Below are 12894 nucleotides of genomic sequence, written 5' to 3'. Positions count from 1 at the left end.
GTCAATTTGTAAGATTGAACTATGAATACTGATCAAGGTCTCCTCACCGAACAGCCCGGCATCTTTGCTCTCATCTTGGTGCTGGCACTGTGGAGCGCGGTCTGGAAGGGCTTTGCCCTTTACCGCGCTGGTTCACTTAAGTCGGTGCCCTGGTTTGTGGTGTTGTTCATTTTGAACACCGCGGGCATCCTCGAGATCCTTTACCTCTTCGTTTTCAGCAAGCGTAAGAAGCACGAAGAGGTAGCTTCCTAGGGAGCCAACACCCACAGCAATGGCAGTAGTGCCATTGCCATCGTTGCGATACCCAAGAGCAGCCTCGACCATAGCGGGCACTTCCACTTGCCAAGCAATTTCTCATCCGAGGCAATCCACCAGATCACAGCCATCAACACAGGTGCTGCTAAGCCGTTGGTGATGGCAGCGATGATGAGGAACTGCATGGGGTTGAGGCCAACGAGGTTGAGCGTGAGCCCCACCAAGATAGAGAGAAAAATCACGGCATAGAACGCGCGTGCCTGACTGGGTCTGCGCTCCAAGCTTTCTCGCCAACCAAAAGTTTCTGCCATGGCATAGGAGCTTGCTCCGGCAAGCACAGGAACACTGAGCAGACCAGTTCCCAGAATGCCCAGCAGGAACAGCACACCGGCATAATCACCTGCAATAGGAACCAGTGCTTGTGCTGCTTCTTCTGCAGTTTGGATATTGGTCACACCGTTCTTATGCAGCGTGGCAGCAGCAGTAATCATGATGGCGGCCATTGCGAAGACACCGGTAGCCATACCGGCAAACACGTCCCCACGCATGGCTTGGATGTGTGTCTTTGTCACGCGGTAGTGCTTGGTGGAGCGTCGCTCCTCCACTTCCTCGGCAGACTGCCAGAAGAACAAGTAGGGAGAGATGGTTGTTCCCGCAATCGCAATGAGCAACGCGATGTCCCCCTTGGTCCACTCGAACTGGGGAACAACAAGATCTCGACCAACCTGGGCCCAGTCGACCTTTGCTACAAACATCACAGCGAAGTAGGCAAGAAGAGACAAGCACAACCAGCGCAGGAACTTGGCATAGCGGTGATACGGAACAAAAACTTCAGCCACCACGATGACCGCAGCAAAGAGAATTACACCCAAGAACTGCGGAATAGGTATCAGCAGCTGGAGAGCTGCAGACATAGAGCCAAGGTCGGCAGCAATGTTGACGGTGTTCGCAATGACAACCAGGGCAAGGCAGATATAGAGAATGGGGCGCGGCATACGTGCCTTGATCACACCGGCAAGGCCGTGACCGGTGACTAAAGCAATACGTGCACACGCTTCCTGAACGGCAAAAGCTAGCGGAAGAAGTAGTGGTGCACTCCACAGCAGGCGATAACCAGTGGCAGCTCCAACCTGACTGTAGGTGCCAATGCCCGAAGGATCGTCATCGGCAGCACCGGTGACGATACCCGGACCGAGCCTGCGGAAGTACCCTCGCCCACGGACGGTGTCTCTCGTGGGGTGGTGTTTAGCCGTGGAGTCTTCAGGATCAACTAATTCAACGTCGTGAATACTCATGAAGAACTCCCTTCTAAGCCCAGCCTACGCGGGTGAACGAGAGTAGATTGAAACAATGACTTCCCCACGTACACGCTGGTTTGGCTTGCTCTTTATTAGCCTTGCTGTTTCGCTCATCATCGTTGACTCCACCATTATCAACGTCTCCATTCCGTCGATTATTGAAGACCTCGGAATCACCAGCACCCAGGTGCAGTGGGTTCAGGAGTCTTACACTCTGGTCTTTGCTGCCCTGATTCTGGTCTTCGGATCTCTCTCTGACCGTTTCGGTCGACGACGACTGATGGTGATCGGTATGGCGATCTTCGTGATCTCTTCGGTGATTGCAGGATTCTCACAAGACGGTGACCTTCTGATTGCTGCACGTGTGCTGCAAGGATTTGGTGGTGCCATGGTGCTGCCCACCACTCTCTCTCTGGTGAACGCCAACTTCCAAGGCAAGGAACGCGGTATCGCGTTCGCCATTTGGGGTTCCACCATTGGTGGAATGGTTGCCGTTGGTCCACTGCTCGGCGGCTGGCTGACTACTGACTACTCGTGGCGTTGGGCGTTCGGAATCAACATCCCCATTGGTCTGATCATCATCATCGGCGCACTTCTTACCGTTCCTGAATCTAAGGAAGAGAAGTCTCAGAGCGGAATCGACTGGCTCGGTGCCGTCTACTCCATCATCGCGATGTCCACTCTGGTCTTTGGCCTGATCGAAGGTCGCACCTATGGCTGGTGGGAAGTAAACAAGCCCTTCACCGTCGGCGACTGGACTTGGCCTGGCAAGGTTTCGATCATCCCAGTCATGTTCTTGATCTTCGTGCTGGCTACCACACTCTTCATCGCTCACGGTGCTGCCCGCCTCAAGGCAGGCAAGCAAGCGCTGATTGCATTCAAGCTCTTCGGTATTTCTTCCTTCCGTAACGGAAACATCGCTGCGATGGTCATCGCACTCGGTGAGTTCGGCATCATCTTGTCCCTGCCACTGTGGTTGCAATTCGTCATTGGCTATGACGCCCTCCAAACAGGTTTTGTTCTCCTCGGTCTCGCCGGTGGTGCCTTCGTTGCCTCTGGTCTTGCTGGTGGGCTCTCGGGCAAGGTCTCCCCTGTCTCCATGGTTCGCCTGGGTATTGTCCTGGAAATCGTCGGTGTTGCCGGTGTTGGTTTCGGCATTAGCCCCACCTCCACCTGGATCAACGTCGTTCCTTGGCTCTTTGTCTATGGAATGGGTGTCGGTCTGGCAACAGCACAGCTCACCAACGTGATCCTCAAGGACGTTCCCGTTCAGGAATCCGGTCAGGCTTCTGGAACACAAAGCACTGCTCGCCAGCTCGGTTCAGCACTGGGTATCGCGATCTTGGGAACCATCTTGTTCACCTCGGTTCAGGTCCAGCTCACCAACGACCTCACCAATGAGAAGCTTCCTCAGGCTGAGGTCACCAAGGTGGTCAGCGCAGTAGTAGATAGTGCCGGTGGCGCCATTGTGGGTCTTGAGAAGAACCCTCAGACTCAACCCATCGCGACCTTCGCTAAGCAGTCCATCTCTGATGGAACCCGCTATGGCGCTTTTGCTGCAGCAGGATTCCTCGCCCTGGGCTTCCTGGCCACCCTCTCCCTCGGGTCAACCCGTAAGGAAGAGGTTGAGCAGATTCACGATGGCCCCGACGCCCACGTGATCTAACACGCACACAAATCGAGAGAGCCGGCTCCCATCTGGGGGCCGGCTCTCTCGTGCTTGGAGGCGTTGTGTGTCTAATGCTTTTCTGGAACAGGTGCTTGCCCACTCGCGGCAAGCTTTTCGAAGTAGTGACGAGCTTCTTCTTGACGAATGCCTTCGATACCGGTGGCAATCTCAGCACGTAAGTGTTCTGGTCCATAGCCAAAGGCATCGACCAGGTCTTGAGCGTGTGAGCGAAGCCGAGTGATGAGGCGATCAACATAGGCCGTCACTGCTTCAGCTCGTTGTGCTGAGAGTCGACCCTTCATCAAATACCAGGCAAGGTTGTTCTCGATGAGGTGTAGCCCAAAGAGATCTCTCACCCAGGTGAGAACCTGGTGGGTTCCCTCATCTTCGATGTGCTCCAGCGCATCGGTGAATGCTTCCCACTGCAGGAGCTGCCCGTGAGCAGAGGCTGCTTCAATCAGCTGGCTTTGCTTCTGGTTGAACACCTCGGCTTCGGTGCCCGTCTTTTTAGCATCGCGAAGTTCCAGAGCAATTTCGGCAATCATCGTCTCGACCCGATCGGTGAGCAGATCACGCTGCATCTCAGGATCACGCAGTTCTTTCACTGCACGAGCTGTTGAGCCACGGTCATGAACGTTTTGTCCCAGGCGGCGAAGACCAGACCCGGTCACTGCGCGCTCGGTGACCTGTTCCATCACCAGACGGGCAAGAGTTCCGGTGTCAGCATCCTTGAACTTGCGGCTGTAGTCGGTGAGCAAACGCTTGGCCACCAACTGCAAGAGCACATTGTTATCGCCTTCGAAGGTGACATAGATGTCCATATCTGCGCGCAGTGCAGTCAGTCTGTTCTCTGCCAAGAAGCCTTGGCCACCGCATGCTTCACGTGCTTCTTGAAGTGTGTGAAGTGCATGCCACGTGGACAGGGGCTTCAGCGCGGCTGCCAGTGTTTCCAAGTCTTGACGGTTGTCATCGGTGTCATCTGCTCCGCTGAAAACCGAGTCGAACTTTTCCAGCAACACCTCTTGTGAGAAGGCTTGCGCATAGGTGGTGGCAATCAGCGGAATGAGTCGACGCTGGTGGCGCTGGTAGTCGAGCAGAACTGTTTCGCTGTGACCTGGCTGTCCAAACTGGCGACGTTCGTTGCCGTAGGTCACCGCAATCTGCAAGGCAAGCTTGGAAGCATTGACGGCAGCGCCATCCAAGGAAACACGACCTTGCACCAGTGTTCCCAGCATGGTGAAGAATCGTCGACCTGGGCTGGCAATAGGTGATGTGTAGGTGCCATCTTCGGCAACGTCACCATAACGGTTCAATAGGTTGGTGCGTGGAACACGAACATGGTCAAAGTGCAGGCGGCCATTATCAATACCGTTGAGCCCACCCTTGAGCCCATCGTCTTCCCCGCCTACGCCAGGGAAGAAGTTCCCGTCGTGGTCGCGAATAGGGACATAGAACGCGTGCACACCGTGATTCACACCACGGGTAATGAGCTGTGCGAAGACCACCGCTGCACGACCGTGAAGTGCAGCGTTTCCCAAGTAGTCCTTCCATGCACCGCGGAACGGAGTATTGATCACCCAGTCCTGGGTTTGTTCATCGTAGGTTGCAGTGGTGGCAATCGATGACACATCAGAACCGTGACCGGTTTCGGTCATGGCATAGACGCCGGGAGTCTTCAAGGACATTGCATCTGGAAGCCACAGCTTGTGGTGCTCGGCAGTGCCCAGGTGCAAAATAGCGGCAGCAAACAAACCCCATTGCACACCGGACTTGATCTGCATCGAAGGGTCAGCAACAACAAGCTCTTGGAAGGCAGCAAGGTTGCCGCCGTGGTCTTCCAGGCCACCAAACTCCCTGGGGAAAGAGAGATTAACCTGGCCGTTTTCAACCAAAAGTTTGAGTTGGCCTAAAACCCGGGCACGGTGTTCATCTTTCGAGAGTCCGGGAATGCCCTGCATTTCTGTGCGTCCTGCTAATTCGCGAGATGCCAGACGAATATCTGCCCATTTGCCTAGTAAGTAGCGCTGCAGAAAAGCACGGTCAACGGTTGCTGACTCGTTTTCAGTGTCGATTTTGTCGATGACTGACATGACCTCAGCCCTTTCACGGTGAATAGCTACAACTGCAGAACTATTTCACCCTGCACGGGAAAGTTGAGCAACACGTGTGTGGGGCTTCTACAATCCAGCAGAAAAACGAGGCTATTTGTTTGTTGTTTCCGCACCGACACTCTCAGGAAACACTTAGGCTGGAGGAATGCTCACCGTAATTTTTGGCCTCTCAGGCGCACTCGTTTTTGGTAGCGGTGACTTCCTCGGCGGTATGGCATCCAAGCGCATGGGTGCTTTCCTTGCCACCGGCACCGCAGGACTGGTGGGCTTATTCCTTCTCGCCGGTTTCACGCTGTTCATCCCAGGAACAATCACCCCCGAGACCGTAATCTATGGTCTTCTTTCTGGTGTGTGCGGGGCTCTTGCCATTCTGTTGCTGTATGCGTCTTTAGCTATTGGCCCGATGAGTATCCTTTCACCGCTGGGCGCGTTAGTCTCGGCCATCTTCCCGGTGATGTGGGCAATCTTCGTCTCTCACGAAAGCCTTGCTTGGTTTGGTTATCTTGCGCTCGGCATTGGCGCAATAGCCATTGTTCTTGTGGCATTCACCCCTGAAAAAGAGGCAGTGAAGCCACGAGCTCGCGGAATCATCTTCGCTGTGCTCGCCGGTATCTTGATCGGGTTGTTCCTCATCGTGCTCGACCAGGCACCCTCTTCCGCTGGCCTCTATCCCCTCGTGTTCAACCGTGTGGTCAACGTAACCATCATGTTCGGTTCCGTCGCGGTGATGGCACTTATTCGCTGGGCTCACCGTCGCGGTTTATTCGGTAAAGATGGCAAGCCTCGTGCTGATTTGGTTGTGGGTGACGGGGGTGCACTGGACTACAAGAAGGGTATTCTGCTCGCCATTGGTTGCGGTCTGCTCGATGCAACCGGAAATGCCCTCCTGCTGATTGGTATTCAGCTCGGAAACCTGAGTGTGATGTCGGTACTCACCGCGATGTATCCAGCAGGCACCATCATCTTGGCTGCTGTTGTGCTTCGAGAGAAGATCACGAAGCTTCAGCTTGTGGGCATGGTGCTAGCTTTGGCCGCTGCCGGAATGTTGGCGTTGAGCTAAACAGGACTTAACGAAGAAGAGCCGCACCTTTTTAGGTGCGGCTCTTCTTTATAGTTACTACGCGTTTGATGAAGCGAGCTGATCGAGCAGTTCGTCACCGGGCTGTGCAGGAACCATCTCTGCTTCAATCTCAGCACGGCCCAACAGGTCGTTCATACGACGCTGGCGGGTGCGAGGAATGATGGTGACCACCGTTCCCTGCTTGCCCGCACGGCCGGTGCGGCCAGAGCGGTGCATGTAGGTCTTGTACTCATCAGGAGCATCAGCCTGGATCACCAGGTCAATGTCATCAACGTGAATACCACGAGCAGCAACGTCTGTTGCTACCAGCACGTTTACGCGACCGCTGGTAAGCAACTGAAGGTTGCGGGTACGACGGTTCTGGTTCAGGTCACCGTGCAAGCTGGTTGCAGGAATACCTGCATCCTCGAGCTGGTCAGCAAGCTGCTCAGCATATGCGCGGGTGCGAGCAAAGATGAGAGTCTTTCCTTCGCGAGAAGCAAGCTGCTCGATGACGAAAGGCTTGTCACGGTGCTCAACAACCAAGACGCGGTGGTCAATAGTTGACGAAGCCTGGTCTTCACCAGCAACCTCGTGCACAGCAGGATCCTTGAGGAACTCGTTCACGATTGCGGCAACACCCTTATCCAAGGTTGCCGAGAACAGCAGGCGCTGACCGTCTGCCTTGGTGGCACGCATAATGCGCTGGACTGGCTCAAGGAAGCCGAGGTCACACATGTGGTCTGCTTCATCAAGAACGGTCACCACGATGTTGGAGAGGTCGATGTGACCCTGCTCAACGAGGTCTTCCAAGCGGCCAGGGGTCGCGATGATGATGTCCACACCACGACGCAGGCTCATCACCTGCTTGTGCTGAGGAACACCACCGAAGATGGTGGTGGTGAACAGTCCCACCGAGCGCGCAATGGGCTGCACGGTGCGATCAATCTGCATGGCCAGTTCGCGGGTAGGAGCCATAATCAGTGCACGTGCTGGACGTCCCTGCTTACGGTCCTTACCACCGTTGTTTTCCATCAGGCGTTCAACAACTGGAGAACCGAATGCAATGGTCTTGCCCGATCCAGTCTTTCCACGACCCAAAACATCCTTGCCAGCAAGAACGTCAGGGATGGTTGCTGCCTGGATGGGAAATGGTGCGACTGCACCCATCTCTGCGAGCTGACGGCAGATGTTTCCGCCAAGACCGAGGTCGGCGAAGCTCACACCATCAACATCAGCTGCTGTGGTTGACTGTGCTTCAAGACGCTCGAGTACGACATCATCTTCAGGGTTGAAGCGTGGCTTCTCTTCCTTGGATGGGTAGAAATCAGAGGCGGAACTACGAGGAGCCTCGTCCTTGTTCCAGCGTGGACGATCGCCACCGAAGTTACGAGGTCCTCGGTCTGAACGGTCGAAACGGTCAGAGCGAGGTGCGCGATCTCCATACGAAGGACGATCAGAACGCTCATAACGAGGGCGCTCTGAACGCTCACCATAGGAAGCACGCTCGGGGCGATCTGCACGGTCGTAACGGGGACGCTCAGAACGCTCTTCGAATCGACGTTCTCCACGAGGAGCATCACGGTCAAAGCGAGGGCGTTCTTTACGGTCACCGTATGCGGGACGCTCAGAACGCTCACCACGGTTGTATGCGGGACGCTCATTGCGGTCAAAACGGGGACGCTCAGAACGCTCACCGTAAGAAGGACGATCTCCGCGAGGTGCACGGTCACCGTATGCGGGGCGTTCAGAACGCTCGTAACGGGGACGATCGTTGCGCTCACCATATGCTGGGCGCTCAAAACGCTCACCACGGTTGTATGCGGGACGCTCGTTACGGTCACCGCGTGGAGCGCGGTCACCGTATGAGGGACGCTCGCCAGCAGGTGCGCCGCGACGTGCGTCGCGGTCTTCATTAGTCCAACGGTTCTTACGTGGAGCCTCAGTGGACTCGGGGCGGTAACCGCGGTGACCTGGGCTACGAGAACCAGCGGAAGGCCCACCGGACTTCTTTGCGCCGTAGCGAGGTTCAAAGTTCTTAGCCGGGCGACCGCCGGCAGGTTTCTTGTTCTTAGGCATGACGTTATTTCTGGGTTGGATTCAAGGCAAAACAGCACACAATACGTGCTGATAAGAACCCGGGCAGTCTTTGGCCGGGACCGATTCACTTCGAGTGACTATCTCCAACAGAATTGTTGGGGAACCGGCCCACCTGACTTACAAACCCATCTGCACCACTGTGCAGTGTCAAGAGCCGACCTTTCGACTATACGGGAGATGCCCGAAAGGTTCAAGAAAAAGTTTAAGGTTGCCCTGGTGGGAACTACTTCTTGAGGCGAGCAAGCAGGAAGTATCCGCCAGCAAAAAGTGCCACCACAACAATGTTTCCAATCAAGCGGATCTCTGGATGGTGTTGGAAGAATGCCACATCGACACTGATCACTACTGCAATCATCAGCACAAGGTATAGGGCAGAAAGTGCTGGGCTGAGTCTCTTCATGATGGTGGATTCACTCTCTCGTGTTTAGTCACGCCCGAAGGGGCGCCAAATAACGACATCTGTGCGGCGGCGGGAACGTGTTCCAGAACGCAGGCTCTCCACTTCACCGGCAGAGCCGGCGGCAAAGACGCGACGGCCAGGCTGGTTCAGCAAAGCATCGGCGAGCGCTGCCTCTAACTCGCGCACTCGAGCACGCAGTGCGTCGTTCTGGTTTTCCAGTTCAAGCACGCGGCGGATGCCTTCAAGGGAAAGTCCCTCGGCGCTGAGCCTGGCGACCTCACGCAGCTGTGCCACATTACGCATGGAATAGCGGCGGGATTGACCCGCTGTTCGGCCTGGCTGAACCAGGCCGATGCGGTCATATTGACGCAGGGTTTGCGGATGCATTCCCGCTAGCTCAGACGCCATCGAGATAGTGAAGATGGGCTGGTTTTCGTCCATGCTTTTCCTTCTCTCGAGTGGGGGTCTAACGCTTGGCGTCGTGGATTAAGTCTGCGCGAGGGTTCTCGGTTGGCGCAACTGCAGAGAATTGCTCGAGTGCCTCACGTGCCTTGTCGTCTAGGTGAGAGGGGACAGCAATCTGAACAACGGCGAGCAGATCACCGGTGCCCTTCGCGGTCTTAATTCCGCGACCCTTCACGCGCAAAGAACGTCCACTGGGTGTGCCAGGGGCAACCTTGAGCTTCACTGTTTCCCCGTCGGGGGTGGGAACTTCAATAGTTGCACCAAGTGCAGCTTCCACGAAGGTGACCGGAACATTGACCTTGACGTTCAATCCATCCCGGTCAAAGACAGGGTGCTTCTTCACCTTGACGGTGAGGACGATGTCGCCTGCTTCACCACCGTCGGGGCTGGGGTAACCCTTGCCACGCAAGCGGATCTTTTGCGCATCGGCAACGCCAGCAGGAATCTTCACCTTAACGGTGCGACCCTCGCTGGTCTGCAAGCTCATAGTTTCGCCGTGGAAAGCTTCAAAGAAGTCAATCGTGACCGAGGAGACAATGTCTTGCCCCTTCTGCGGTCCACCAAATCCACGGAAGCCGCCGGAGGACTGGCCGAATCGGCCGCCTCCGCCAAACATTCCACCGAGGATGTCTTCGAACCCGCCGCCTTGCTGGAAGTTGAACTGCTGGCCTCCGCGACCAAAGCCGCTAAAGGCGTCATCGAAGCCACCGCTGGGTCCACCGGCACTAAATCGTGCACCAGAACCCATGGCGCGAATCTGGTCATACTCAGCTCGCTGCTCCTTGTCGGAGAGAACAGAGTATGCTTCCGAGATTTCTTTGAACTTTGCTTCAGCCTTGGCATTGCCCTGGTTGGAGTCGGGGTGATACTCGCGAGCAAGCTTGCGGTATACCTTCTTCAGTTCCGCTTCCGAGACGTCCTTGGAGACGCCGAGGACTTTATAAAAGTCTTTATCGAACCAATCTTGACTGGCCATATGCGCCCCCTTTCTGTCTAGTCGTTTCGAAAATTATTCTGCAGGAACTGCCACGACCACCTTGGCCGCGCGAACCTGTGTGCTGCCGAGGGTGTAACCGGTCTCGACAACATCCAGCACTGTCTCCACAGTGACATCTGGAGATGGCTGCTGCAAGATTGCTTCGTGCTGGTTGGGATCAAAAACATCGCCTGCTGCGCCATAGGCAACCAAACCTAAACGCTCGGTCACTCCGCGAAGCTTGCCGGCGATGGCTGCCAGGGCGGAGCCCTCAGCCAGGTCGCCGTGCTTCTCGGCACGGTCGATGTCATCGAGTACTGGAAGAAGAATCTTCACAGTGTCGCCGATGATTCGTTCGCGTTCGATTTCACGGTTCGCTTCGGTGCGCTTGCGGTAGTTGGCGTATTCAGCAGTTACCCGCTGAAGGTCTGCCAGACGCTCTGCGGCCAGATCATTTTCTGCCTCTTCGAGGAAAGAAAGGTCGGCATCTGACAGAGAGGTCTCTACATCAGCGTCTTCTACAGAAACAGCTTCGGCGTTGTCATAACCAGGGTCTTCAACAAAACCGGCGTTCTCGCCAGCTTCGTTGGCCTCCCCGGCGGAGGAGCCCCCATTCAGGGGCTCCTCTACTGGGTTGTTGTTCTGGTCGGACATGCTTACTTGTTGTCCTTGTCAGCCTCGTCATCTTCGACAACTTCAGCGTCGACGACGTCGTCATCAGATGCTGCTTCGCCTTCAGCAGCACCTTCGGCACCACCTTCAGCTTGACCGGCTGCATAGATTGCTTCACCGAGCTTGCCTTGGCTTTCCATGAGCTTGTCGTAAGCAGTCTTCACTGCTGCGTCATCCTCACCTGCTAGAGCAGTCTTGAGTGCGTCGACATCTGCCTGGACATCGTTCTTGACGTCTTCAGGAAGCTTGTCTTCGTTCTCCTTGATGAGCTTCTCGATGGAGTAAGCCAGCTGCTCAGCACCGTTGCGGATCTCTGCAGACTCACGACGTGCCTTGTCTTCGGCTGCGTGCTCTTCTGCTTCGCGAACCATGCGCTCAATATCTTCCTTGGGAAGTGATGATCCACCGGTGATGGTCATCGACTGTTCCTTACCGGTGCCCTTGTCCTTAGCGGACACGTGCACGATACCGTTAGCGTCAATGTCGAAGGTGACCTCGATCTGTGGAACTCCACGAGGCGCTGGTGCAATACCGCTGAGCTCGAAGTTACCCAGTGACTTGTTGTCACGAGTGAATTCACGCTCACCCTGGAATACCTGAATGGATACCGAGGGCTGGTTGTCATCAGCTGTGGTGAATGTTTCGGATCGCTTGGTGGGGATCGCGGTGTTGCGCTCGATGAGCTTGGTCATCATTCCACCCTTGGTCTCGATACCGAGGCTCAGTGGGGTGACATCGATGAGCAAAACATCCTTGCGCTCTCCACGAAGAACACCTGCCTGCAGTGCAGCACCAACAGCAACAACCTCATCTGGGTTCACTGTCTTGTTGGGCTCCTTGCCGCCGGTGAGAGTCTTCACCAGTTCAGCAACTGCGGGCATACGAGTGGATCCACCAACGAGCACGACGTGTGCAATGTCGCTGACCTTGACGCCTGCTTCCTTGATGACATCCTCGAATGGCTTCTTGGTGCGAGCGATGAGGTCTTCGGTCATCGACTCGAACTGTGCACGGGTGAGGGTCTCATCGAGGTTGGCTGGGCCGTTCTCGGTGAGGGAGAGGTATGGCAACTGAATGCTGGTGCTCATGGAGGAGCTGAGCTCCTTCTTTGCCTGCTCTGCTGCTTCCTTCAGACGCTGCAGCGCAATCTTGTCCTTGGACACGTCAACACCAGTGGTCTCCTTGAACTTCTTGATCAAGTGCTCCACGATGCGCTGATCCCAGTCGTCACCACCGAGGCGGTTGTCACCGGAGGTTGCACGAACCTGGATGGTGGAGAAATCATCGTCCTTGCCAACTTCGAGCAGGGAAACGTCGAAGGTTCCACCACCGAGGTCGAATACGAGGATGAGCTCGTCTTCCTTACCCTTGTCCAGACCGTATGCCAGCGCCGCAGCGGTGGGCTCGTTGATGATACGCAGAACGTTGAGACCTGCAATTTCACCAGCATCCTTGGTTGCCTGACGCTCTGCATCGTTGAAGTATGCAGGGACGGTGATGACGGCATCGGTGACGGTGTCACCGAGGTAGGTTTCTGCGTCGCGCTTGAGCTTGCCCAGGATACGAGCAGAAATTTCTTGTGGGGTGTACTTCTTGTCGTCGATAGCGACGGTCCAGTCGGTACCGATGTGACGTTTGACCGACGCGATGGTGCGATCAACGTTGGTTACTGCCTGGCGCTTTGCGGGCTCGCCAACGAGTACTTCGCCGTCCTTGGTGAAAGCGACTACCGAGGGGGTAGTGCGGAAACCTTCAGCGTTAGCGATAACGGTGGGCTCGCCACCTTCGAGTACGGAAACGACCGAGTTGGTGGTTCCGAGGTCAATTCCTACTGCACGTGACATATGTTGTTTCTCCTTCTTCATTCCAGTGTGAGCTGGAAATTCCT

The 12894-nt window shown here is 55.6% G+C and carries 11 protein-coding genes; 3 read left to right on the top strand and 8 right to left on the bottom strand.

The features are described from left to right. The first annotated feature begins 21 nt into the window (after positions 1-21). A complete protein-coding gene (locus tag M2120_RS06520) occupies positions 22-252 on the top strand; it encodes a DUF5652 family protein (protein WP_280797900.1) in 231 nt (76 codons plus the stop codon). On the opposite strand, the gene M2120_RS06515 is transcribed toward M2120_RS06520, so the two are convergent. Next, the gene (locus M2120_RS06515; RefSeq protein ID WP_280797899.1) at positions 249-1550 is read right to left on the bottom strand and encodes an Nramp family divalent metal transporter; all 1302 of its coding nucleotides are present in this window, start codon (positions 1548-1550) and stop codon (positions 249-251) included. The two genes, M2120_RS06520 and M2120_RS06515, sit on opposite strands and share 4 nt — an antisense overlap. Before the next feature lie 55 nt (positions 1551-1605). On the opposite strand from M2120_RS06515, the gene M2120_RS06510 reads away from it, so the two are divergent. Next, positions 1606-3219, top strand: coding sequence for an MFS transporter (locus M2120_RS06510; protein ID WP_280797898.1), 1614 nt, complete (start codon positions 1606-1608; stop codon positions 3217-3219). Between the two features lie 71 nt (positions 3220-3290). Here M2120_RS06510 and M2120_RS06505 read toward each other — a convergent pair whose 3' ends face one another. Then, complete coding sequence (locus M2120_RS06505; RefSeq protein WP_280797897.1) at positions 3291-5312, bottom strand: acyl-CoA dehydrogenase; 2022 nt, start codon at positions 5310-5312, stop codon at positions 3291-3293. A 166-nt stretch (positions 5313-5478) separates the two neighbouring features. On the opposite strand from M2120_RS06505, the gene M2120_RS06500 reads away from it, so the two are divergent. Beyond that, positions 5479-6393 carry a DMT family transporter gene (locus M2120_RS06500; protein WP_280797896.1) on the top strand — a complete coding sequence of 305 codons (915 nt, stop codon included), beginning with the start codon at positions 5479-5481 and terminating at the stop codon, positions 6391-6393. Positions 6394-6450: 57 nt separating this feature from the next. On the opposite strand, the gene M2120_RS06495 is transcribed toward M2120_RS06500, so the two are convergent. From M2120_RS06495 to dnaK, 6 genes are all read right to left on the bottom strand, one after another. Beyond that, positions 6451-8472, bottom strand: a complete 2022-nt coding sequence (locus M2120_RS06495; RefSeq protein ID WP_280797895.1) for a DEAD/DEAH box helicase — start codon at positions 8470-8472, stop codon at positions 6451-6453. A gap of 244 nt (positions 8473-8716) precedes the next feature. Beyond that, the gene (locus tag M2120_RS06490) at positions 8717-8893 is read right to left on the bottom strand and encodes a hypothetical protein (protein ID WP_280797894.1); all 177 of its coding nucleotides are present in this window, start codon (positions 8891-8893) and stop codon (positions 8717-8719) included. Positions 8894-8917: 24 nt separating this feature from the next. After that, positions 8918-9334 carry a heat shock protein transcriptional repressor HspR gene (locus tag M2120_RS06485; protein WP_280797893.1) on the bottom strand — a complete coding sequence of 139 codons (417 nt, stop codon included), beginning with the start codon at positions 9332-9334 and terminating at the stop codon, positions 8918-8920. A gap of 25 nt (positions 9335-9359) precedes the next feature. Continuing rightward, entirely contained in the window at positions 9360-10334 is a 975-nt protein-coding gene (locus tag M2120_RS06480) for a DnaJ C-terminal domain-containing protein (protein ID WP_280797892.1), read from the bottom strand. A 33-nt stretch (positions 10335-10367) separates the two neighbouring features. After that, positions 10368-10988, bottom strand: a complete 621-nt coding sequence (locus tag M2120_RS06475) for a nucleotide exchange factor GrpE (protein WP_280797891.1) — start codon at positions 10986-10988, stop codon at positions 10368-10370. Between the two features lie 2 nt (positions 10989-10990). Beyond that, the gene (dnaK, locus tag M2120_RS06470) at positions 10991-12850 is read right to left on the bottom strand and encodes a molecular chaperone DnaK (protein WP_280797890.1); all 1860 of its coding nucleotides are present in this window, start codon (positions 12848-12850) and stop codon (positions 10991-10993) included. Between the last annotated feature and the right edge of the window lie 44 nt (positions 12851-12894).

The sequence above is a fragment of the Aurantimicrobium minutum genome, assembly GCF_029893825.1.
Classification (GTDB): domain Bacteria; phylum Actinomycetota; class Actinomycetes; order Actinomycetales; family Microbacteriaceae; genus Aurantimicrobium; species Aurantimicrobium minutum_C.
This window is presented reverse-complemented; position numbering and strand designations above follow the sequence as displayed.